This is a genomic window from Brachybacterium sp. UMB0905 (genome assembly GCF_002871795.1).
Classification (GTDB): Bacteria; Actinomycetota; Actinomycetes; order Actinomycetales; family Dermabacteraceae; genus Brachybacterium.
In genome coordinates this window covers 315,990-339,001 of the sequence record NZ_PNHL01000001.1, presented here as the reverse complement: position 1 = coordinate 339,001, position 23,012 = coordinate 315,990, and the positions used below count along the sequence as shown (strand labels likewise).

The 23,012-nt window shown below is 70.3% G+C and carries 15 protein-coding genes, 1 other RNA gene and 1 pseudogene; 12 read left to right on the top strand and 5 right to left on the bottom strand.

The window, feature by feature from the left end; translation table 11 throughout:
* Positions 1-38: 38 nt before the first annotated feature.
* Complete coding sequence (gene arsB, locus CJ197_RS01465) at positions 39-1,082, top strand: ACR3 family arsenite efflux transporter (RefSeq protein WP_102235012.1); 1,044 nt, start codon at positions 39-41, stop codon at positions 1,080-1,082.
* A 238-nt stretch (positions 1,083-1,320) separates the two neighbouring features.
* A pseudogene (locus tag CJ197_RS01460) lies at positions 1,321-1,734 on the top strand (low molecular weight phosphatase family protein); the annotation flags it as partial.
* 157 nt (positions 1,735-1,891) lie between these two features.
* Here CJ197_RS01460 and CJ197_RS01455 read toward each other — a convergent pair.
* Positions 1,892-3,580, bottom strand: a complete 1,689-nt coding sequence (locus CJ197_RS01455) for an alanine/glycine:cation symporter family protein (RefSeq protein ID WP_369801456.1) — start codon at positions 3,578-3,580, stop codon at positions 1,892-1,894.
* A gap of 454 nt (positions 3,581-4,034) precedes the next feature.
* On the opposite strand from CJ197_RS01455, the gene CJ197_RS01450 reads away from it, so the two are divergent.
* The 3 genes from CJ197_RS01450 (at position 4,035) to CJ197_RS01440 (ending at position 9,056) form a co-directional block, all read left to right on the top strand.
* On the top strand, positions 4,035-5,792 hold the full coding sequence (locus CJ197_RS01450; protein WP_102234970.1) for an ABC transporter ATP-binding protein: 1,758 nt from the start codon (positions 4,035-4,037) through the stop codon (positions 5,790-5,792).
* The gene (locus tag CJ197_RS01445; RefSeq protein ID WP_158239331.1) at positions 5,789-7,936 is read left to right on the top strand and encodes an ABC transporter ATP-binding protein; all 2,148 of its coding nucleotides are present in this window, start codon (positions 5,789-5,791) and stop codon (positions 7,934-7,936) included. Before CJ197_RS01450 ends, CJ197_RS01445 begins: the two co-directional genes overlap by 4 nt.
* 406 nt (positions 7,937-8,342) lie before the next feature.
* Positions 8,343-9,056, top strand: a complete 714-nt coding sequence (locus tag CJ197_RS01440; RefSeq protein ID WP_102234969.1) for a MerR family transcriptional regulator — start codon at positions 8,343-8,345, stop codon at positions 9,054-9,056.
* A 141-nt stretch (positions 9,057-9,197) separates the two neighbouring features.
* Here CJ197_RS01440 and CJ197_RS01435 read toward each other — a convergent pair whose 3' ends face one another.
* Positions 9,198-10,748: an alanine/glycine:cation symporter family protein gene (locus CJ197_RS01435; RefSeq protein ID WP_102234968.1), complete on the bottom strand. Its 1,551-nt coding sequence runs from the start codon at positions 10,746-10,748 to the stop codon at positions 9,198-9,200.
* Between the two features lie 301 nt (positions 10,749-11,049).
* Between CJ197_RS01435 and ffs the strand changes: the two genes are divergently transcribed.
* Positions 11,050-11,146, top strand: an RNA gene (gene ffs / locus CJ197_RS01430) — signal recognition particle sRNA small type.
* 113 nt (positions 11,147-11,259) lie between these two features.
* Positions 11,260-12,630: a TIGR01777 family oxidoreductase gene (locus CJ197_RS01425; protein ID WP_102234967.1), complete on the top strand. Its 1,371-nt coding sequence runs from the start codon at positions 11,260-11,262 to the stop codon at positions 12,628-12,630.
* A gap of 9 nt (positions 12,631-12,639) precedes the next feature.
* On the opposite strand, the gene CJ197_RS01420 is transcribed toward CJ197_RS01425, so the two are convergent.
* Positions 12,640-14,079: an MFS transporter gene (locus CJ197_RS01420; RefSeq protein ID WP_233190579.1), complete on the bottom strand. Its 1,440-nt coding sequence runs from the start codon at positions 14,077-14,079 to the stop codon at positions 12,640-12,642.
* 302 nt (positions 14,080-14,381) lie between these two features.
* A complete protein-coding gene (locus CJ197_RS01415) occupies positions 14,382-15,785 on the bottom strand; it encodes a dicarboxylate/amino acid:cation symporter (protein WP_102234966.1) in 1,404 nt (467 codons plus the stop codon).
* 294 nt (positions 15,786-16,079) lie between these two features.
* On the opposite strand from CJ197_RS01415, the gene CJ197_RS01410 reads away from it, so the two are divergent.
* Positions 16,080-17,261, top strand: a complete 1,182-nt coding sequence (locus tag CJ197_RS01410) for a hypothetical protein (protein WP_146007681.1) — start codon at positions 16,080-16,082, stop codon at positions 17,259-17,261.
* Positions 17,262-17,708: 447 nt separating this feature from the next.
* Here the strand turns inward: CJ197_RS01410 and CJ197_RS01405 are convergent, their stop codons facing one another.
* Positions 17,709-19,265: a sodium:solute symporter gene (locus CJ197_RS01405; protein WP_102234965.1), complete on the bottom strand. Its 1,557-nt coding sequence runs from the start codon at positions 19,263-19,265 to the stop codon at positions 17,709-17,711.
* 259 nt (positions 19,266-19,524) lie between these two features.
* On the opposite strand from CJ197_RS01405, the gene CJ197_RS01400 reads away from it, so the two are divergent.
* From CJ197_RS01400 to CJ197_RS01385, 4 genes are all read left to right on the top strand, one after another.
* The gene (locus CJ197_RS01400) at positions 19,525-20,262 is read left to right on the top strand and encodes a FadR/GntR family transcriptional regulator (protein WP_102234964.1); all 738 of its coding nucleotides are present in this window, start codon (positions 19,525-19,527) and stop codon (positions 20,260-20,262) included.
* Between the two features lie 82 nt (positions 20,263-20,344).
* Positions 20,345-21,292: a dihydrodipicolinate synthase family protein gene (locus CJ197_RS01395; protein WP_233190578.1), complete on the top strand. Its 948-nt coding sequence runs from the start codon at positions 20,345-20,347 to the stop codon at positions 21,290-21,292.
* An 8-nt stretch (positions 21,293-21,300) separates the two neighbouring features.
* The gene (locus CJ197_RS01390; RefSeq protein ID WP_102234963.1) at positions 21,301-22,260 is read left to right on the top strand and encodes an ROK family protein; all 960 of its coding nucleotides are present in this window, start codon (positions 21,301-21,303) and stop codon (positions 22,258-22,260) included.
* On the top strand, positions 22,257-22,967 hold the full coding sequence (locus CJ197_RS01385) for an N-acetylmannosamine-6-phosphate 2-epimerase (RefSeq protein ID WP_102235008.1): 711 nt from the start codon (positions 22,257-22,259) through the stop codon (positions 22,965-22,967). The genes CJ197_RS01390 and CJ197_RS01385 overlap by 4 nt, the downstream gene beginning before the upstream one ends.
* Positions 22,968-23,012 lie beyond the last annotated feature (45 nt).

Here is a 23,012-nt window from a genome sequence, read left to right as displayed (position 1 = left end):
CCCCGCCCGCCGCTCCCGCGCGCGATGTTGCTGGCCAGATGTCCTTCCTGGACCGCTGGCTGCCGGTGTGGATCCTCGCCGCGATGGTGCTCGGCCTGCTGCTGGGCCGCCTGATCCCCGGCCTCAATGAGGCGCTGGATGCGGTGAGCATCGCCGGGGTGTCCGTGCCGATCGCCATCGGGCTGCTGGTGATGATGTACCCGGTGCTCGCGAAGGTCCGGTACGACGAGACGCAGCGCATCGGCGCCGATAAGCGCCTGATGATCACCTCGCTGGTGCTGAACTGGATCGTCGGCCCCGCTCTCATGTTCGCCCTGGCCTGGATCTTCCTCGCGGACCTGCCGGAATACCGCACGGGCCTGGTGATCGTGGGGCTCGCCCGCTGCATCGCGATGGTCCTGATCTGGAATGACCTGGCCTGCGGCGACCGGGAGGCCGCGGCCGTGCTGGTGGCCATCAACTCCGTGTTCCAGGTCCTCGCCTTCGGGGCGCTCGGCTGGTTCTACCTGCAGGTCCTGCCCGGCTGGCTGGGGCTGCCCACCACCAGCGTCGAGTTCTCCGTGGGCGCGATCGTACTCAGCGTGCTCGTGTTCCTCGGCATCCCGCTGGTGGCCGGCTTCCTCACGCGGCTCATCGGCGAGCGGACCAAGGGCCGCACCTGGTACGAGGAGCGGTTCCTGCCACGCATCGGTCCCTTCGCCCTGTATGGGCTGCTGTTCACGATCGTGCTGCTGTTCGCGCTGCAGGGCGATGCGATCCTCACCTCGCCCGGGGATGTGGCCCGCATCGCCGTGCCCCTGCTGGCCTACTTCGTGCTCATGTACCTCGTGGCGCTGCTGGTCAGCCGGGGGATCGGCCTGGACTACGCGCGCTCGACCACGGTGGCGTTCACCGCCGCGGGCAACAACTTCGAGCTCGCGATCGCGGTGGCGATCGGCACCTTCGGCGTCGCCTCCGGGCAGGCGCTCGCCGGGGTGGTGGGGCCGCTGATCGAGGTGCCGGTGCTGGTGGGGCTCGTGTACTTCACGCTGTGGATCGGCCCGAAGCTCTTCCCCGGCGACCCCACCCTGCCGCAGCGGTGACGGCGGGGTGTGCGCCACCCTTTCACCGCAGACGGCTGCGTTTTTGTGGGAATGGGGCATGGATAAGCACCAGAACGTAGCCGCATCGAGAGGGGGCGGGGATGATGGGCGCATGAGCTCCCCTGCTGCGACGTCGAATGCCGCCGAGACTGCCGACCGCCGCGATGCGGCCGATGCCCCTGACACCGCCGACTGCCGCGATGCGGCCGAACCCTCTGACGTCCCCGGCACCTCCCGTACCCCGTCCGTCCTCTTCGTCTGCGTGAAGAACGGCGGGAAGTCCCAGATGGCCGAGGCGCTCATGCGTCACCGTGCGGGCGAAGCCATCGCGGTCCACTCCGCCGGCACCCAGCCCGCGAGCGCCATCAACGCCCTGTCCGCCCAGGTCATCACCGAGGTGGGGGCCGACATGTCGGCCGGAGTCCCCACGCCGATCGACCCTGAGCTGTTGGCTCGCGTGGACCGCGTGGTGGTGCTCGGCGGCGAGGCGCAGGTGGACCCCGTGCCCGGTATGCGCGGCACCATCACCACCTGGCATACCGACGAGCCCTCCGAGCGCGGCATTGAGGGGGAGGAACGCATGCGCCTGGTCCGCGACGACATCGACGCCCGCGTGGCACAGCTGCTCGAGGAGCTCACCGGCGAGAAGTAAGGGGCGAAGCGGTGCCCCGGCGCAGGGGGCTCCTCGCTCCGCTGCCCGCACCGCGCCCCGGCTCGCCCCGCCGGCCCCCGGCACGCTCCGCCGGCCCCCGGCACGCTCCGCCGGGCCTCAGCCCTCCCCGCCGGGCCCCAGCGCGCCCCTCCGGGCCTCAGCTGCGCGGCGTGCCGGACCCGCCGGACCCGCCGGACCCGTCCTCCCCAGCCTCGCGGGCGGCGCGGCGGCTCTCTTCGGACAGCTGCCCGTCGCCCTCGACCTCGTCGATCATGGTGTTCAGCTGGTCCTCGGAGATGTCGGAGCCCCACTCGGGCCGGGCCTCCACGCCACCGGCGGCTTCGACGGCCACCCGCTGATCGGCGCGGGTCTCCCAGAAGTCGGCGCCGGGAATCGCCAGCGGCCGCGGATCGAACTGCGGCTCCACGCCCTGCTTCTTCTGCGCGTAGTAGTCCTTCAGCGCCTTCACGGCCGGGCCGTGCAGCAGCAGGATCCCCAGCACGTTCAGCCAGGCCATGGCGCCCACGCCGATGTCCGCGAGCCCCCAGGCGGAGCCACCGGAGTTGACCGCGCCGTAGCCCACGGAGATGACGGTGATCAGCTGCAGCACCCGGATCAGCACGCGGCGCGCGGTGCGGCTCGTCATGTTCCGGGTCAGGAAGGACATGTTGACCTCGGCCATGTAGTAGAACGCGACCAGGGTGGTGAAGGCGAAGAAGAACAGCGCGATCGCCACGAAGGCGGAGCCGAGCCCCGGCATGACGGTGTCGAAGCCGCCCTGGACGTAGCCGGGGCCGGGCTCGATCTCAGCGCCGATCTCGCCCACGTAGATCGTGGGATTGCCGTGCGTCTCACCCTCGAACACGGCGAACATGTCCGTGGACAGGATGATGAACGCCGTCGCGGAGCACACCAGCAGCGTGTCGATGTACACCGCGAAGGCCTGCACGAAGCCCTGCTTGGCGGGGTGGGACACCTCGGCCACAGCCGCGTGGTGCGGGCCCGAGCCCTGCCCGGCCTCATTGGAGTACAGCCCGCGCTGCACGCCCCACTTGATCGCAAGCCCCCAGATCGCGCCGTACACGGCGTGGAAGCCGAAGGCGCTGCCGAAGATCTCCCCGAACACGGTGGGCACCATGTCGAAGTTCAGCACCAGCACCACGAGCGCCAGGAGCATGTACAGCACGGCCATCGGCGGAACCACGAAGGAGGCGAAGGCCGCGATGCGCTTCACGCCGCCGATGATGATCAGCGCCAGCAGCGCCATGAGGAAGATCGCGACGATCCACAGCGGCACCCCGAAGGCGTTGTTGATCGCGGTGCTCATGGCGTTGGACTGCACGCCGGGGCCGGTGAAGCTCATCGCCACGATCGTCACGGCCGCGAACAGCACGCCGTACACGGTGGCGAAGCCGGCGGAGCGGTGAGCGAAGCCCTTGGTGAAGTAGTAGGCGGGGCCACCGCGGTATTCGCCGGTGTCCGGGTCGCGCTCCTTGTAGATCTGGCCCAGGGTGGACTCGATGAAGCTCGTCGCCGCGCCCAGCAGGGCTGCGAACCACATCCAGAACACCGCACCCGGGCCACCGGCGGCGATGGCCGTGGCCACGCCGGCGATGTTGCCGGTGCCCACACGGTTGGCCAGCGACATCATGAGGGATTGGAAGGAGCTGGTGCCGTCGGAGGATTTCTCTCCTCCGAACAGCTGCCGGATCATGTCGGGGATGCCGCGCACCTGCACCGCGCCGGTGCGGACGGTGAAGATCACGCCGGCGAGGAGGATCACGCCGATCAGAGGGAGGGACCACAGGATCCCGGAGACGGAGGAGATCAGGCTGTCGATGTCCAGTCGGATCACTCCGGTAGGTCGGGGCCGTGGGGGAGCACCAGTGCTGACGGTCCCGGGCACGGCCATGTGCGTTGCCCGAACCTACGGTGTCCGACAATCCGATACCGCCAAATGCAGGGGATCGTGACCTCCCCGTTACCTCATGGTGTCGCACAGAGCCGACGAGGGTGTGCCGTGGCTCACCTCCCCGCTGAGCGCGCGGTTGTGCGGCGCCAATGACCGATGCCGGGGGCCGCATCGGTCGTGGGCGCTGCGCAACCGTGAGGTAAGGACACCGTGAGGTGAGGACATGGCGCAGCTCGAGCCCGCCCCGTACGCCGCGACCCCGTCGACTACCCTGGAGCGTCAGGCCCGGCCGCCATCGGCCCCGCCTCCCATGCTGCTTCACACCCCGCCCCGGCGCTGTTTCGCCGCCCGACCGCTCACCCCGCCCGCCCTCGCCCGAGGAGCCCTCATGCTCTGGACCCTGGTCCGCCGTCATTCGCGGCCCTACCTGCCGCACCTGGCTGCCGTGCTGGTGCTGCAGCTGATCACCACGCTCGCGATGCTGTACCTGCCCAGCCTCAATGCGGACATCATCGATAACGGCGTGGCCAAGGGCGATACCGCTCATATCTGGCGCGTGGGCGGGATCATGCTGGCTGTGGCGATGGTGCAGGTCGTCACCGCGATCACCGCGGTGTGGTTCGGGGCACGCGCCGCCATGGGCCTGGGCCGGGACATCCGCCGCAGCGTCTACCGGCGCGTGGACGCGTTCTCCACCGAGGAGCTGGGCCGCTTCGGCGCCCCCACTCTGATCACGCGCGGCACCAACGATGTGCAGCAGATCCAGATGTTCGTGCTGATGACGCTGAACTTCGTGGTGATGGTGCCGATCATGTCGATCGGCGGCGTGATCATGGCGCTGCAGGAGGATCCGGGGCTCAGCTGGCTGGTGTGGGTGAGCGTGCCGGTGCTGCTGGTGATCGTCGGGATCCTGATCCGCCAGCTGCTGCCGCTGTTCCAGCGCATGCAGAAGAACATCGACGCCATCAACGGGGTGATGCGCGAGCAGATCATGGGCATCCGCGTGGTGCGGGCCTTCGTCCGCGAGGACTATGAGCGCGCCCGTTTCGAGGACGCCAACCAGGTCCTCACCGACACGTCGGTCGCGATCGGCCGCATCTTCGTGCTCATGGGCCCGATCATCACGATGATCCTGCACCTGGCCACCGCCGCAGTGCTGTGGTTCGGCGGTCACCGGGTGGACGCCGAGCTCGTGGAGGTCGGCTCCCTGACCGCGTTCATGCAGTACCTGCTGCAGATCCTCGGCGCCGTGATGATGGGCTCGTTCATGTTCATGATGCTGCCGCGCGCCCTGATCACCGCCCGCCGCATCATGGAAGTGCTCACCACGGATCCCACCCTGCACGAGCCCGAGCAACCCCGCACCCCCGAGCGCCGCGAGGGCCGCCTAGAGCTGCGGGACGTGACCTTCTCCTACCCGGGCGCGGAGGAGCCGGTGCTGGACGGCGTGAGCTTCACCGCCCTGCCCGGGACCACCACGGCGATCGTCGGCTCCACCGGCGCCGGGAAGACCACCCTGCTGAACCTGCTGCCGCGCCTGTATGACGCGACCAGCGGCGAGGTCCTCGTCGACGGTGTGCCGGTCACGGATCTCGCCCGCCGTGAGCTGACCGCCGCGATCGGCTACGTGCCGCAGAAGCCGTACCTGTTCTCCGGCACCGTCGGCTCCAATATGCGCTTCGGCGCCCCGAAGGTGAGTGACGAGCAGATCTGGCAGGCCCTCACCACCGCGCAGGCCGACGGGTTCGTGCGCGAACGCACCACGGGGGTGGGGGACGAGGTGGCCCACGGCCTGGATTCCCGCATCAGCCAGGGCGGCACCGACGTCTCCGGCGGGCAGCGCCAGCGCCTCTCGATCGCCCGCGCCCTGGTGGCGCAGCCGCGGATCCTGCTGTTCGATGACTCCTTCAGCGCCCTGGACGTCACGACCGATGCGAACCTCCGCGCGGCCCTCGAGCAGACCACGGCCGGGGTGACGAAGGTGATCGTGGCCCAGCGCATCTCGACCATCACCGGGGCCGATCAGATCATCGTGCTCGAGCACGGGCGCGTGGTGGGCCGCGGCACCCACGAGGAGCTGCTGGCCAGCAGCGAGACCTACCGCGAGATCGTGGATTCGCAGGTCACCAAGGAGGAGCTGGCATGAGCGAGCACAGCACCACCGCGACGCAGGACACCGCCGCCGCCCCGGCCGCCGACGACCTCGAGGAGATGGACGCGACCTCGAACTCGCAGCCCCCGCCGAACCGTCGGGCCAAGCACTTCTGGCCCTCCGCGAAACGGCTGCTGGGGCTGTTCTCCACCCAGAAGGTGGGCCTTGCCGCCGTGCTGGTCATGGTGGTCATCGCCGTGGTGCTGAACGTGTGGGCGCCGCATGTGCTGGGCCAGGCGATGGACGTCATCTTCGGCGGGATCCTCTCCGCGCAGATGCCCGCTGGGGCCACACCCGCGCAGGTCATCGAGGGGATGCGCGCGGCCGGTCAGGATCAGGCCGCGGACATGCTCTCCGGCATGGACTTCGTCCCCGGCGAGGGCATCGACTTCGGGCAGCTCGGTCGGCTGATCGTCATCGTGCTGGTGATGTACGTGGTGGCGCAGACGTTCATGTGGCTGCAGGGCCGCGTGCTCAACGACGTGGTGATGCGCGTGGTGTTCCGCCTGCGCCAGGACATCGAGGCGAAGATGCACCGCCTGCCGCTGTCGTACTTCGACCGCACGCAGCGCGGCGACCTCCTCTCGCGCACCACGAACGACGTCGACAACGTCCAGCAGGCCATGCAGCAGGCCTTCGCCACGCTCGTCTACTCGGTCCTGACGCTGATCGGGATCGTGTTCATGATGTTCTACCTCTCCTGGCAGCTGGCGCTGATCGCTCTGATCTCCGTGCCGGTGGCCGGGGTGGTAGTCGGCGTGATCGGCCGCCGCTCCCAGACCCTGTTCACCGCCCAGTGGCGGGAGACGGGCCGGCTGAACGGGCACATCGAGGAGTCCTTCACCGGCCACGAGCTAGTCACCGTGTTCGGCCGCCAGGAGGACATGGCCGAGCGGTTCGACGAGCGCAACGGCAAGCTGTTCGAGGCGTCCTTCGCCGCCCAATTCTTCTCCGGGATGATCATGCCGATCATGCAGTGGGTGAACTGGCTCGGCTACGTGGGGATCGCTGTGGTCGGCGGGCTGCGGGTGGCGAGCGGTCAGATGACCCTCGGCGCTGTCACCGCCTTCATCCAGTACTCGCGCGAGTTCAACCAGCCGCTGGGCCAGGTGGCGGGGATGGCGAACATGCTGATCTCCGGCGTGGCGAGCGCCGAGCGCATCTTCGAGCTGCTGGACGCGGAGGAACAGGAGCCCGACGCCGCCGGCGCCGTGGACGCTGCCGAGGCCGACGGGGCCGACGGGGCCGACGGGGCCGACGGGGCCACCGGGGCCGACGGGAGAGCGCCGTCCGCTGCTCCCGCCGCCGGCCGCGTCGAGTTCGAGCACGTCGCCTTCTCGTACACGCCCGAGAAGCCGCTGATCACCGACCTGAACCTGGTGGCCGAACCGGGCCAGACCATCGCGATCGTCGGCCCCACCGGCGCCGGGAAGACCACCCTGGTGAACCTCATCATGCGCTTCTACGAGGTGGACTCCGGCCGCATCGCCCTCGACGGGGTGGACATCCGCGATCTCGCCCGCGGCGCCCTGCGCTCCCAGGTGGGCATGGTGCTGCAGGACGCCGTGCTGTTCGGCGGCACGATCCGCGAGAACATCCGCTACGGCCGCCTGGACGCCACCGACGAGGAGGTGCTCGCCGCCGCCCGCGCCACCTACGTGGACCGCTTCGTGCACACCCTCCCCGAGGGCTACGACACCGTGATCGAGGACGACGGCGGGAACGTCTCCGCCGGTGAGCGGCAGCTCATCACGATCGCCCGGGCCTTCCTCGCCGACCCCGCGCTGCTGATCCTCGATGAGGCGACCAGCTCCGTGGACACCCGCACCGAGGTGCTGGTCCAGCAGGCCATGGCGGCGCTGCGCACGGACCGCACGAGCTTCGTGATCGCCCATCGCCTCTCCACCATCCGCGATGCGGACGTGATCCTCGTGATGGAGCACGGCGACATCGTCGAACAGGGCACCCACGATCAGCTGCTCGCGGCCGAAGGCGCCTACCACCGCCTGTACTGGTCGCAGTTCTCCGGCGGCATGGCGGATGACGGCGAGCCGGGTCCGGAGGCCGCAGAGCCCGGTGGGCACGCATCGGAACGCGCGGCAGAACCGAATGCTGACGCCGATGGCGTAATCAGATAGTTTTTCTTCGGAAAGCGTCACGATCCGGTGATCGGGTGTCCAGAAGTCCCGCATGGGCAGAGCGCTATGTGTTGCTGAGATCTCGTGTTCGGCGCCGGATGGATCCGGCCGCATCTCGCCCAGTCGGTAACTCGCCGAGGGAACCTGCAGGTCATAGCCGGTGTCGTCGGGCAGGCACTGCGGCGTGGTGTCTCGCCGCGCGTTTTCTGTGTACCGTATGCCCAGGCTCTCCGTGAGCCTGAGCTGAATTCTCTCCGCGAGGGCGGTGCGGAATGTGAGCATTCCGCACCGTGATGGTGTTGTGATGTGAACATCCCGCATCCGACCGCCTCGCAGCTGCACCACGGTGTGTGGAGCAGCTGCGGTGAACTGACACCGGGGCCGCTGGCCCGAAAGGAGCCCACAGGTGCGCATATCCGAGGTCGCCGAACGTACCGGCGTTCCCGTCGGCACCATCAAGTTCTATCTGCGCGAGGAGCTGCTCTCGCCTGGACGCCCGACCACCCGGACCTCCAGCGAATACGACGACTCCCATGTCGAGCGCATCCGCCTGATCCGTGCCTTGACCATCGTGGGTGGACTGGGCATCGCTGCGGTGCGCAAGGTGGTCCAGGCCCTCGACGAGGGGCAGCAGGAGCACCACATGACGGTGCTGTGCACCGCTCAGGAGGCTCTGCAGAGCGCCTCCCCGGTCCCGGAGGTGGATGCCGCGCGTGCCCGCGATTGGGCGCTCGCGCACGGGTGGAGCGTCCTGGAGGACGATCCGCTGATCGACAAGCTCGCCTGGCAGTGGCAGGCCTGCGAGCAGGCGAAGATCCCGCTGGATGACGCGCGCATGGATGTCTATGCCGAGGCGATGTCCAAGGCCGCCCAGGCGGACCTCACGGACCTGCCCGAGGATTCCGCCGACGCCATCCACCGGGTGGTCGTCGGCGCAGTGATGGTCGACCCGGTGCTGTCCACGCTGCGCCGCATGGCCCAGCGGGAGCTGGCCCTGCGCTGCGCCCGCGAGGAAGGCGGGGAGCTGCCCCCGCTGTACGCACCCGTCGAGGACGACATTGCCGAGTACGGCACCGACACCGCTGAAGCCGACGTCGCCGAAGCCGACCCCGCCGACTGACCCGGCACCCCCGCAGCTGGCCGCCACCGGCTGACCAGGGCCGTCGGCTCGCCCCCTGCCAGTCCCGCGTGACAACGCAGCAGCCCGCCCCGCGGTCCGCGGGACGGGCTGCTGCGTTCTGTGCTGGGGTAGGAGTCGGAGTCAGTGCCCCTCGGCCCTCTGGGCCAGCTCCTCCCCGGTCTCGCCCTGGCGCACCAGGCCATCGGCCCGCAGCTCCCAGAACTCGGCGTTCTTGATGCCCAGCGGACGCGGGTCGAACTGCGGGTCCTTCCCGGCCTTCTTCTGCGCGTGGTAGTCCTTCAGGGCCTTCAGGGCCGGGCCCTGCAGGATGAGGATCGCCACCACGTTCAGCCAGGCCATGGCCCCCACGCCGATATCGCCCAGGGTCCATGCGGTACCGGTCTGGGTGGTCGCGCCGAACACCACGGCCACAAGGATCAGAGCCTGCAGGATGCGCACCAGCACCTGGCGCAGCATCTTGTTGGGGATCCAGCGGTTGAGGTAGGTGAGGTTCACCTCGGCCATGTAGTAGTAGGCCACCACGGTGGTGAAGGCGAAGAAGAACAGCGCCACCGCCACGAAGGTGGGGCCCAGGCCCGCGAACACGGACTCGAAGCCGTTCTGCGCGAACTCGGGACCGTAGTCGGTGCCCTCGGGGATCGACCCCGGGTAGATCGACTCCTCCTCGCCGGCGGCGTTGACCTTGAACACCTGGTACATGTCGGTGGAGATGATCAGGAAGGCGGTCGCGGTGCAGACGAACAGGGTGTCCACGTACACCGCGAAGGACTGGGCGTAGCCCTGCTTGGCCGGGTGCGAGACCTCCGCCGCAGCGGCCGCATGCGGACCGGTGCCCTGGCCGGCCTCATTGGAGTACAGCCCGCGCTTGACGCCCATCTCCACGGCCTTGCCCACGATCGCGCCGAACACGGCGTTCGCCCCGAAGGCGCTGGAGAAGATCAGACCGAAAACGTGCGGGATCTGGTCGAAGTTCACGAAGAACACGATGGTCGCCAGCAGGATGTACAGCGCCGCCATCACCGGCACCACCATCACCGCGAACTGGGCGATGCGCTTGATGCCGCCGACGATGATGAAGGACAGCAGGATGAGCACGGCCACGGCGCTGATCCAGTGGGGCAGGCCCCAGGCCTCGTACGCAGCCGACGCCATACCGTTGGCCTGCACGCCCGGCAGGAAGAAGCACATCGCGACGATGGTGACCACCGCGAACACGATCGCGTAGGCGAGGAAGAATCCACGGGCCGAGGTGTGCTTGAAGGCCTTCTCGATGTAGTACGCGGGGCCGCCGCGGTACTCGCCGGTGTCCTGGTCCTTCTCCTTGTAGATCTGGCCCAGGGTGCACTCGATGAAGGAGGTGGAGGCGCCCAGGAAGGCGATCAACCACATCCAGAACACGGCCCCGGGACCGCCGAGCGCGATCGCGGTGGCCACGCCGCCGATGTTGCCCATGCCGACGCGGCCGGCCAGGGAGATCATGAGCGACTGGAAGGAGCTTGTGCCGTCGGGCGAGGACTCGCCGCGGCTGAGCTGCGTGAGCATGTCGGGGAGGCCGCGCACCTGCACGAACAGGGTGCGCAGCGAGAAGTACAGGCCGGCGAGAAGCAGCAGACCCACCAGCGGCAGTGACCACACCAGGTTGTTGGCCCCGGTGATCAGGGTGTCGAACATGGACGCTCCAAGGGGAGTGGGGACGGGAGGCCGACGGGGGATCGCGCGCCTCTGTGAGCGTGATCACCAGGTGGGCCTGACCGCACAGTAGCGCGACAAAGGTCCCGGTGGGGAGTTCCTACGGGCTGTTACGCGACTGATACCAATCGGTCACTGGCCGTCGTGTCGGGCCGACCGGACGGCACTGGCTCTCGCGCCGTCCCGCGCACATCGGAGGCCGCCCCGCTCACATCAGGGGCCGTTCCGCGCACATCACAGCTGGCCGACGTGCCGCGGACCGGGCTGGTTCGGTACAGTGGCACGCGACCCCTCGTGCGGTGTCATCCTTCCGAACTCCCCCAGGGCCTGACGGCAGCAAGGGCAGGTGGGCTCTGGCAGGTGCACGAGGGGTCGTCGCATGCTCGGCCGGATCCCCGGCGGGGCGTGCAGGCAGGGCGGTGAGGCGCCGCCCGTCGCACGCCGCAGAGCGCGGCCGCGTAGCGTGGTGGTCCCGTCACCCCAGGGAGGTCCTGTGCAGATCCGCTCCACCGCCCGCATCGCCCGTCCCGCCCGCGAGGTGCTGGAGTGGCTCGACCGCCCCGGCGCCGTGGTGCGCCTGACCCCGCCCGGACTCGCCACCCTGGATGACCCGGCCGAGGGCGGCATGCGCGCCGGGCGCGTGGTGGGCGCCCACCTGGGTCCCGCACTGCTGCCAGACCTGCTGCGCCCGGCCTGGGTGCTGCATCACGCCCAGGGTGATCCCGCCGCAGGCCGTTTCGTGGACCAGCAGGCCAGCGGCCCCTGGCGCACCTGGCGCCACGAGCACCAGGTCAGCGCCGACGGGCCTGCGGCCAGCATCGTGCACGATGCGATCGAGATCGAGCTGCCCCGCGCCCTGCGGGCTCTCGAGCCGCTGGTCACGCAGCGGGTGCGCCGCCTCCTCGCCTTCCGCACCCGCCAGCTGCGCGAGGACCTCGCCTTCCACGCTCGCTTCGCTCACGTCCCGCGCCGCACCGTGGCGATCACCGGCTCCTCGGGACTCATCGGTACGCAGCTCGCGGCGCTGCTGGAGACCGGCGGGCACCGGGTGCTGCGCATGCGCCGGGGCCAGAGCGCCAGGGAGGGGGAGATCGCCTGGGACCCGCAGTCCGGCCGCCTGGATGTCGCGGACCTCGAGGGCGTGGATGCGGTGGTGAACCTCGCCGGCCGGTCGATCGCCACCCGCTGGACCGCGTCGGCGCAGCGCGAGATCCGCGACTCCCGGATCCAGGGCACCGAGCTGCTGGCCCGCACCCTCGCGGGGATGCGCGAGGGCCCGTCGGCCCTCATCCAGGCGAGCGCCGTGGGGATATATGGGCCGCGCCGGCCCGGAGAGCTGCTCACCGAGGCGTCGGCCCCCGGGGACGGGTTCCTCGCCGACGTGGTGCGCGACTGGGAGGCCGCGGCCGGCGGCGTTCGGAAGGATGTGCGCCTCGCCCTGCTGCGCACACCGCTGGTGCTCTCCGACGGCGGCGGCTCCCTCCTGCCTCAGCTGCCGCTGTTCTGGCTGGGCATGGGCGGGCGCCTCACCGCGCCGGAGGCGATGCTGTCCTGGATCACGCTGGACGACATGGTGCGCGCCTATACGCACGCTGTTCTGGAGCCCGCGCTCGAGGGCCCCGTGAACACGGTCGCCCCGGACCCGGTGGACGCCGCGACCTTCGCCCGGGAGCTGGGCCGGGCGCTGCACCGTCCAGCCCTGGTGCCGGTGCCGCCGATCGGGCCGCGCCTGGCGCTCGGCGAGGGGGCCGACGAGCTGATCCGCACCGACCAGAAGGTCTCCGGGGCGCGCCTGCGCGCGAGCGGGATGGAGGTGGCGCATCCGCGCCTGCGCGAGGCGCTCGCGCACGTGCTGTGGCGCTGAGGCGGGTGGTCAGAGCCGGTCGGCGGGCTTCTGCGCGAGGGCCTGCGCCTGCTGCGCCGCCGCGTGTTCGCGCCGGGCGGCCTGCTCGATCAGCCGGGTGGTGCCCAGGGCGTTGAGGACCGCGCACAGCACCACGATCGCGCTCGCCGCCACCGGGAGCCACACCGCCACCTGCGTGCCCGCGCTCTCGGCGACCGCTCCGGTCAGCGCGGAGGCCGCTGACTGGCCGACGATCGTGGCCGAGCCCAGCATCGTCATCACGGTCGCGGAGCGGCCCTGCGGTGCGCGTTCGGCCGCGAGGCTGTAGAGCGTCACGATCGTCGGGCCGATGCCGAGGCCCGCCACTGCCATCGCCGCGACCAGGCCGCCCACCCCGTCGGCCCGGGCGAAGCCGAGCATCGAGGCGAGCATGAGCGCGGAGAACACCACCCAGCGGGAACGCAGGCTGAAACCCTCCGGGAACAGGCCGATCGACAGCGCGAGGATCGTGGAGCCGATGCCCATCACCCCGTAGATCAGCCCCGCGGAATCCGCGCGGCCGGACTGGGCGAGCACGGCGGTGAGGGAGGTGAGGACGGTGCCGAAGAACAGCCCTACACCGAGCGCCCCGGCGACGACGATGAGGATCCGCAGGGAGCGCAGCTCATGCGCGGGAGCCTGGCGGGTGGGGGAGTCGGTGCTTGCGGGGGTGGCGCGGGCGGTGGGATGCAGAGCGAAGGCGGTGACGAAGATCAGCGTCAGCACCGCCGCGCCGATCATCGGGGCGACCGGCGTCATGGTCGTCGCGAGCAGACCCACCACCAGGGGCCCGAACACGAAGGCGGTCTCATCGGCCGCGGACTCGTAGCCCATCGTTGCGTTCAATGTCCTCGCACGCCGCGGCTCGGGCAGCCGCGTGAGGATCAGATGCACCAGGCGGGTGCGGGAGAACGGGCCGATCTGCGGGGACGTCGCGCCGATGAGGAACCCGACGGCGAGCACCACCGTATCCGGCAGTGAGCTGTAGGCGACCGCCGCGAGGGCCAGCAGACCCAGGGAGTTCAGCGTCCCGGCGAGCAGCAGCACTGGGCGCTGCCCGAAGCGGTCGGCGAAGAAGCCCAGCAGCGGGCCGACGAGCGCCGAGCCGAGCCCCAGCACCGCCGCGTTCCAGCCGCCCAGCGCGATCGAGCCGCGCGCCGCGACGACCAGGGTCATGGTGCCCACAACCATCATCGCGAAGGGGAAGCGAGCGATGAACGCGATGGGGAAGTAGGCGGCACCGGCCGCGCGCCGCAGCGTGATCGGGGAGCGCGGGGAATGCGGAGCGTCCGGAGCGTCCGGGGAGTTCGGGGCCGACGGTGCAGTGCGCGGGGCCGACGGCGGAGTGCCGGAGGCCGATGGGGCCGTGCGTGGGGCGCCGGAATCAGTGCGGGAGGAGCTGGGGGCGGGGGTGCTGTGCTGCGCGCTCACGAAGCTCCTGACGGTCGGTGCCGCCTTGGACGGTCCGGGTGGACCCGAGGTAGATGCACTGCGGGGCGGCCGACGGGGCCGCGGGGACGAGGGCACTGTAGCCGGGGACGCGCGGTGCACGGAAGGCGCAGGCCCCCGGTGGTGCCGCACCCCACCCCGTCGGCACACGACCCATCGCTCCGCCGCACCGCCCCGCGCCGCCCGCTCTGCGCTCCCGCCCGTCGCGGATCCCGCTGCGAAATCGTGGAAATGACTACCTCATTCCCACGATTTCGCAGCGGTCTGTGGGAAAGGGCCGGGGGTCAGGCAGTTGCGCTCGGCTCCGGGGCGGGTTCGGCCGGCTCGGTGGAGAAGGCGCGGTGCCGGGCGGCGTCGTACTCCGCCTGGTCCAGGATCTTCTCGCGCTTGGCCACGATGACGCCCACGAGGGACTGGCCGGTGACGTTCAGGGCGGTGCGGCCCATGTCCAGGATCGGGTCGACCGCCAGCAGCAGGCCCACGCCCTCGAGCGGCAGCCCCAGGGTGGACAGCGTCAGGGTGAGCATGACGGTCGCGCCGGTCATGCCCGCGGTCGCCGCCGAGCCCAGCACCGCGACCAGCACGATCAGCAGGTAGTGCGTGATCTGCAGCGGCACGCCGTAGAAGTTCGCCACGAAGATCGCGGCCAGCGCGGGGTAGATCGCGGCGCAGCCGTCCATCTTCGTCGTCGCCCCCAGCGGGATCGCGAAGGAGGCGTAGTGGCGCGGCACGCCCATGCGCTCGGTGACGGTCTGCGTCATCGGCATGGTGCCCAGCGAGCTGCGGGAGACGAAGCCCAGCGACGTCGCCGGCCAGACACCGCGGAAGAAGGAGCCGATGGACAGGCCGTTGAGCTTCAGCAGCACCGGGTAGACCACCAGCAGCACGATGAGCATCCCGACGTACACATCCAGGGTGAACACCCCCAGCTGCCCGATGGCATCCCAGCCATAGCTGGCCACGGCCGTGCCCAGCAGGCCGACGGTGCCGATCGGCGCCAGGCGGATCACCCACCACAGCAGCTTCTGGACGATCTCGAGTCCGGAGGCGGTGATCTTGAGGAATGGCTCGGCCTTCTCGCCGACCTTGAGCGCGGCGATGCCCACCGCGATGGAGATGACGAGGATCTGCAGGGCGTTGAAGCTGAGGCTCACCGAGCCGTCATCGCCCGCGGAGCCGGTGATGCCCAGGAAGTTCGTGGGCACGAGGCCGCGCAGGAAGTCCATCCAGCCGCCCTGTGTGCTCGAGGCCTGCGCCGCGGAGGCGTCCACGCCGGAGTTCGTGCCGGGGGAGGTGAGGACCCCCAGGCCGATGCCGATCAGCACGGCGATCAGCGAGGTGATGCCGAACCACAGGAGCGTCTGGGCGGCCAGGCGGGCCGCGCCGGTCACGCCGCGCAGGTTCGCGATCGAGGTGACGATTGCGAGGAAGATCAGCGGCGGCACGAGCGCCTTGAGCAGCGTCACGAAGATGGTGCCGATGGTGTCCAGCGTGGTGGTCAGCCAGTTCGCGCCGTCGGGGTTCGCCTCGGTCTCGGCGACCGGGCCCATCTGGGCGGCGACGAGACCGAGGACGATGCCGAGGACGAGGCCGATCAGGACCTGCCAGCCGAAGGGGATGCGGGCTATCGCGGTCAGCGGGTTGCGCGACCGCGTCGAGGCCGAGGAGGAGGTGGTTGATGCTTTCACGAGCGGGACGCTACGCGCTCATGCTCCCAGGTTCAACAATATTGCTATGGGGTCACATTAGTGCAGCTATGGGGTTGTGTGCTGCTGCCAGGCGCTGAAGGGGGTGAGGGGCCGAGCGGTGGTGCCCGGGACGGTGCGGCGGCGGCGCCGTGAGCGCCTGGCCGACCGGAGGGAGCGCCGCCGTCGGCGGGTCGGGGGGAGCCGTGGGGCCCTCGGCCGATCGGAGGACCTGGAGAAGGCGAGAACCTACGTGCGGAGGATGTCGGTCGCGAGCGGGCCTGGGACAGTGGAGCCATGTCTCGCACACCTGTGGACCACACCGATCCCGCCTCCCCGGATGAGGCGCTGACGAGTGCTGCCGGTACGGCGGACGGCGCCGACGGGATCACCGAGGAGGCGGAAGGGACGCACGGTGCCGCCGACGGGGCCGACGGGGCCGACGGGACGGCGGACGGGTTCGACGGCGCGGCCGACGGGCGCGACGGGAGGACCGACGCCGCCCAGGAGGAGGTCCCCTTCGGAGAGCAGACGGCGAACCGCTTCGCCGCCGACGTCGAGTACAGCGGCCGCGCCGGCGAGCACGACTATCTCGTCCGCGCCCGCCATCGCCTGCTGGACACCTCCTTCACCGTAGTCATCGACGGGATCGAGCACGACCCCAAGGCCAAGGAGAAGGCACGGAAGGCCCGGGAGCAGCGCGGGGCGAGCGACGACGACGCGACCAGCGGCGATGCGATAGATGACGACGCGGCCGACGACGACCTGCAGTTCGGCCTCGACGAGGGGTTCTCCACGCTGCGCTGCACCGTGCGCCGTCGTCGCGAGGACGGTGAGGTCAAGGACTGCGAGGTGATCACGATCCGCACCGCGGGGCTCGGCGGCGCCGGCGAGGTCGAGGTCCGGCACGGGTTCCGGACCACCCTGCTCGTCCCGGCGGAGGGATCCCCGTCGGCCCTGCGCGACGAGAAGCGCACGGCCCATCCCACCCGCTATGCGCTGATCGCTGCGCTGGCGAAGGCGGCGAAGTTCCTCATCCCGCTGCTGGGCCTTGGTGCGCTGTTCAGTGGACTGCTCGATCCCGTCAAGGAATGGATTAAGGCGCGGATCCGGCCCGTCGTCGACGCCATCGTCCAGGCCACCCAGCCGATCCGGGACTGGATCGGGGAGGTCACGCGACCGGTGCGGGAGTTCTTCGATGCCCTGCTGAGCCCGGTCCAGGAGCTGATCGCCGCGATCCTCCGCCCGATCGGCGAGGCGGTGCGCTGGCTGCTGGACCTGCTGCCGCACATCGGCCTCCCCTTCTCCGTGCCCGGCTGGCTGGTGGACGTGATGGTGCCGGTGATCGTCGTGATCGTCGTGTTCACGGCGACCCACCGCGCCCTGCGCACGCGCCGGGAGAAGCTCGCGGAGACGACGAGAGGCGCGGGTTCGGACGACGACGATCGCTCCGCGGGCGAGCACAGCACGCAGAGCTGAACCCCGTCCGGACCGGGCAGGCGGACCCATCGCCGGCCCGTCAGGTGCGGTCCCGATCGCGTCGCTCACGTACCTCGCGCGGCCAGCGCCCGCCGCGCTCGTCCCGTCGTCCCGATTCGACCCGTCTGCCACGTCGTCCCGATTCGACCAGTCTGCCGCGTCGAGGCGATCCGATACCTCCACCTCTGCCTTCCACGCACTCTCTGCCATGCCGCTCATCCCTCGTATCAGTCGTGTCTCTGAGGGAGTCTCGGCCATCCGGGCGGTATCGGCTCTCCCCGCGCGCCCTGTCCACCCCATGCGAAACGGCTGCGAAGTGGTGCTTATGCACGGCGGATAAGCACCACTTCGCAGCCGTCTGGGCTGGGGGAAGTCGGAGCGACGTCGAATGTGATGCGCTGGTGACCGATGCGGGCCGCCGCATCGGTCACCAGCGCATCACAAACGTCACCGGCGGTCGGCAGCCGCCTCCTCGGCCGCAGTCCCGCGGCGCGTGTACGCGGTGTCGGTGCCGAAGATCGTCAGCGGCGTGATGTCGTGATCATCGCTCCCGCGCACCGCACTCCACAGCAGGGACAGCAGGTAACCGGCCGCGAGCGTGACCAGGAACCCGATCGTCGAGACGGTGAAGGGGTTCGCCCCATTCGACTGCGCGATCCACGCCGCCACAGACCCGGCCGCGAGACCCAGCAGCACACCGGCGCCATTGGCGCGCCGCGTGAAGATGCCCAGCGCGAACACCGCCGCGAGCGGCACCCCGAACAGGCCCATGATCGAGAGGAACAGGTTCCAGGTCTCGGCCTGATTGGTGGAGACGAGGTAGAGCGCAACGCCCACGCCCAGCAGACCGGCCACGATGATGATCCCGCGGGCCACGCCCACGGAGGCGGGCTTCAGCCCGCGGCTCTGCCCGAAGCGGTTCCACACATCGACCGTGAGGCACGCGGAGATCGAGTTCATCGAGGAGCTCAGGGTGGACTGCGCAGCAGCGAGGATCGCGGCGATCACCAGGCCCGCCAGGCCCGCTGGCAGCACGCTCACCACGAAGTACGGCACGATCGCGGAGGTGTTCACGCCCTCGGGCAGCGAGGTGCCGCGCGCGTAGTAGCTGTAGAGCATGGTGCCCATGCCGTAGAACAGCGGGATTGTGATGAGCGCGAGGATGCCGTTGGTGATCAGCGACTTCGCGGTGTCCTTGAGGCTGGCGGTGGTCTGGTAGCGCTGCACCACGTCCTGCGAGCCGGTGTACTGGTACAGGTTGTTGAACACCGAGCCGATGAAGATGATCGGGATCGCCGCGGCGGCGGTGTTGGTGAGGTCCCAGTTCGCGCCGGTGATGAACTTCCCGTCGGCCATGCCGTCGCTGATCACGGTGCCCAGGCCCCCGTCGATCGCGAGGAATCCGGCCACCAGGATCACCACCGCGCCCGCCAGCAGGATGATGCCCTGGATGACATCGGACCAGATGACGCCCTCGATGCCGCCCAGGAACGTGTAGAGCACAGCGAGGGCGCCCACCAGGCCGGCCACCAGCAGCGGGCTCATATCCGTCACGGAGGTGATCGCGAGGGTGGGCAGGTACACCACCACGGCGATGCGGCCGATGTGGAACAGCACGAACATCAGCGAGCCGAGCACGCGGATCAGCGGGTTGAACCGCTCCTCGAGGTAGTCGTACGCGGTGGTGACGTTGAGCTTGCGGAAGAAGGGGATGTAGAAGTGGATCAGCAGCGGCACGATCGCGAAGATCGCGAGGTTGCCGGCCGCATACGCCCAGTCGTTGAGGTATGCCTGCTCGGGCGTGGACATGTAGGTGATGGCCGAGAGGGTTGTGGCGTAGATGCTGAAGCCCGCGGCCCAGGCGGGGATGCGACCCTCTGCGCGGAAGTAGGAATCGGTGCTGGTCGAGGCGCGGCGCGTGAAGTAGATCCCCACGCCGAGCATCCCCAGCAAATAGAGGATGATGACGCCCCAGTTGACGAGGCCCAGTTCCACGGTGTCCATCGGTCTCCTTCGAGATGGCGGGTGGGTGCCGGTGCGGGATGCTGGCCGACGGGTGCGGGTGCAGACGTCGGCACCACGCTAGGACATCAGATGTCCGAACTCTGGGGAGAGCGTAGCGCATTGCCGACCCGGCGGGGAAGCGCCGATGCCTCGCGCCGGAGCGCACTACGATGAGGAGACGTCAGACCAGTGACTGCCGGAATGGGGCCGACGGAGCGTGTTCGGCCCGGGTGGTCGCGATTCCTCCAGGAGGACCGGCATGTCCAGGCAACGGCGCCCCAGCGCCTCCGACACTGCCGCGGAGATGATCCGCGACCTCATCGTCCAGCGCGGCCTGCGCCCGGGCGATCTGCTGCCCACCGAGGTCGAGCTCGTCGAGGAGCTTGCCGTCAGCCGCTCGAGCGTGCGCGAAGCGATCCGTAAGCTCGATGCGCTGGACATCGTGGATGTCCGCCATGGCCACGGCACCTTCGTTGGCGCAGTGTCCCTGCGTCCGCTCGTGGACTCGGTGACCTTCCGCTCGCGGATCGATGCCCGCGGCGCGCTCACCACACTGGAGGACATCGTCGAGGTGCGCCGCGCGCTCGACGTCGGCTACGGGCGCCAGGTGGTCGAGGCTCTGGCTGGCACCCATCACGAGGATCTGCATGGGCTCGTGGCGGAGATGGTCGAGCATGCCGAGCGCGGGGAGCCCTTCCCGCAGCAGGACCGCGCCTTCCATGCCGCGCTCATGGAGCGCGCCACCGGGAACCGGCTCGGCGAGCATCTGCTGAGCGCCTTCTGGGATCTGCACACCGACCTGGTGCAGCTGCTGCAGGTGCCGGTCCCCGCGCGGATCCAGCGTACGGCCGAGGCGCATGGCGAGATGCTGCGCGCCGCCGAGGCGGGGGATCTGCCTGCCTACCTCGCGGCGGTCGACGAGCACTATGCACCGCTGATCGAGGTGCTCGAGACGAAGAGTGCGCAGGGCCTTGCGCCGGAGCCGCTCGCACCGTAACCTCGAGCAGACATCAGATGACTGATGTCCACTCGAGTCGACTCCCGCGGCGCCTCCGCGCGGGACCTTGCGAAGGAGCATCGTGAGCACCAGCGAGCAGCCCGCCCCCCGTCTGACCGGCGTCATCCCGCCGGTCATCACACCCCTGCATGAGGACCGCACCCTCGATGTCGAGGGCCTCGAGCGCGTCCTGGAGCGCATGCTCGCCGCCGGCATCGCCGGCGTGTTCGCCCTCGGCTCCACCGGCGAGACGGCCTTCCACCCGATGCGCGTGCGCGAGCAGATCGTCCGCGAGACCGTGCGCATCGTCGCGGGCCGCGTCCCTGTGCTCGTCGGCGTCGTTGCGCCGCAGACCGCCGAGGTCATCGAGCGCATCGACCAGGCGCAGGAGCTCGGGGCCGATGCCGTCGTCGCGACCGCACCCTTCTACGCCATCACCGCCCCGGCGGAGGTAGAGCGCCATTTCCAGATCCTCGGCGAGCACGCGGACATCCCCGTCTACGCCTATGACATCCCCGTGTGCGTCCACACCAAGCTCGACCCCGCGATGCTCGTGCGCCTGGGGGAGAGTGGCGCGATCGCCGGGGTGAAGGACTCCTCCGGCGATGACGTGTCCTTTCGTCGGCTCATCCTCGCCAACCGCGCTGCCGGCTCGCCGCTGTCCATCCTCACCGGCCACGAGGTCGTCGTCGATGGTGCCTACCTCTCCGGCGCCGATGGCTGCGTGCCGGGCCTGGGCAATGTCGACCCCGAGGGCTACGTGCGGCTGGACCAGGCCGCCCGCCGCGGCGACTGGGAGGCCGTGCGCACCGAGCAGGACCGCCTGGCCGAGCTGATGGGCATCGCCTTCGGGGTGCGCGGACAGGTCGGCTGGGGCGCGGGCGTCGGCTCCTTCAAGACGGCCCTGCAGCTGTTGGGCGTGATCGGCTCTCGCCAGGTGCCCCAGCCCTTCGAAGCGCTCGACGAGGCCGATACGGCGATGGTCGCGGGGATCCTCGAGGCCGCCGGCCTCACGCCCGCCTCCCGCTGAGAGTCCCCGTGAGCACGCTGCTGGCCCTGGATATCGGCGGCACCAAGACCACCGCCGCGCTTGTGGAGCGCACGGCAGATGCCGCCCGAGTGCTCGCCGAGCACACCGTCGCGACCCCCGCGCAGGAGGGCGCATCGGCGGTGATCGCGGCGGCCGATGGGGCGCTCGGCACCGTCCGCGCCGCCGCGGCATCACGCGCTCCGGGGAACGCGGCCCCGTCGGCCCCCATGGCCCTGGGCATCGCCTCCGCGGGGGTCATCGCCCCCGGCAGCGGCGAGGTCACCCACGCGACCGATGCGATCCGCGGCTGGGCCAAAACGGCGCTCGGTGCTGAGCTCGCCGCGCGCCAGGACCTGCCGGTCGCGGTGCTGAACGATGTGCAGGCCCACGCTCTCGGCGAGGCCGTCCACGGCGTGGGTCGCGGGCACGAAAGCCTGCTGCTGGTCGCCGTCGGCACCGGGATCGGCGCCGGAATGGTCAGCGGCGGCATGGTGCACGTCGGCACCCGCGGCGCCGCCGGGCACCTCGGTCACCTGCCGGTTCCCGAGGCCGACGGGGTGGCCTGCCCCTGCGGCCGGACCGGTCACCTCGAGGGCCTCGCCTCCGGTCCCGGGATCCTCGCCCTCGCCACCCGCCTCGGGGCCGCCCGAGAGATCACGGCCGATGGGCGGGCGCTCGCCGCGGCCGCCCGCGCGGGCGATGCGATCGCCCAGGAGGCCTACCGCCTCGCGGGCTGGGCCACCGGGCGCGTGATCGGTGGGGCGCTGAACCTGCTGGATGCCGACGTGGTGGCGCTCACCGGCGGAGTCCTCGGCGCGAGCGAGGCCTGGCAGCACGAGCTCGAGCGCGGCATCGCCCATGAGGCCATGGATGTCGTGGCCGCCACCCCGATCCTGCCGGCTGCGGCCGGTGTCCATGCCGCCCTGCTGGGGGCGGCCGAGCACGCCTGGAGGAAGCTGTGCGCGTGAACCCTGCCGACCTGACGAACACCCTGATCGTCTCCTGCCAGGCCTACCCCGGGGAGCCGATGCGCGATCCGCGGACCATGGCGCAGATCGCCGCCGCCGTCGAGCGTGGTGGGGCCTCCGCTGTGCGCGCCCAGGGCCTGGAGGACATCCGCCAGGTCAAGGCCGCGGTGAGCGTTCCGGTGATCGGGATCTGGAAGGACGGCGAGCAGGGTGTGTTCATCACCCCCACGCTCGAGCATGCGCTCGCCGTCGCCGAGGCCGGGGCGGACATCGTGGCGATCGATGGGACCCTGCGCGAGCGGCCCGACGGGCGCACTCTCACCCAGACCGTGGCGGGCCTGCGGGAGCGCTTCGACGGGCCGCTTATGGCCGACTGCGACAGCGTCGAATCCGCGCAGGCCGCCGCCGAGCTCGGGATCGAGCTCATCGGCACGACCCTCGCCGGATACACCGACGCCCGGCGGAAGACCGACGGGCCGGACCTCGCGCTGCTGCGCGAGCTCGCCGGGAGTCTCGGGGAGGGACAGCTGCTGGTCGCCGAGGGGCGCGTGCACACCCCGCAGCAGGCTGCTGAGGCCCGCGACGCCGGGGCGGATGCGGTCGTCGTCGGCACCGCGATCACCCACCCCACCACGATCACGACCTGGTTCGCGGAGGCTGCGCGCAACCACAAGGGCGTCGACAACGTCATGACCAACTACACCTAGTTGCGCCGTTGCTGAGACACCCGACAGCGTGCCCTCCAAGCCAGA

Excerpts from the sequence above, each read along its gene's own strand:
- CJ197_RS01400 (WP_102234964.1), top strand. The coding sequence starts at position 19,525 with ATGTCCAGGCAACGGCGCCCCAGCGCCTCCGACACTGCCGCGGAGATG.
- CJ197_RS01450 (WP_102234970.1), top strand. The coding sequence starts at position 4,035 with ATGCTCTGGACCCTGGTCCGCCGTCATTCGCGGCCCTACCTGCCGCAC.
- CJ197_RS01405 (WP_102234965.1), bottom strand. The coding sequence starts at position 19,265 with ATGGACACCGTGGAACTGGGCCTCGTCAACTGGGGCGTCATCATCCTC.
- CJ197_RS01445 (WP_158239331.1), top strand. The coding sequence starts at position 5,789 with ATGAGCGAGCACAGCACCACCGCGACGCAGGACACCGCCGCCGCCCCG.
- arsB (WP_102235012.1), top strand. The coding sequence starts at position 39 with ATGTCCTTCCTGGACCGCTGGCTGCCGGTGTGGATCCTCGCCGCGATG.
- CJ197_RS01410 (WP_146007681.1), top strand. The coding sequence starts at position 16,080 with ATGTCTCGCACACCTGTGGACCACACCGATCCCGCCTCCCCGGATGAG.
- CJ197_RS01435 (WP_102234968.1), bottom strand. The coding sequence starts at position 10,748 with ATGTTCGACACCCTGATCACCGGGGCCAACAACCTGGTGTGGTCACTG.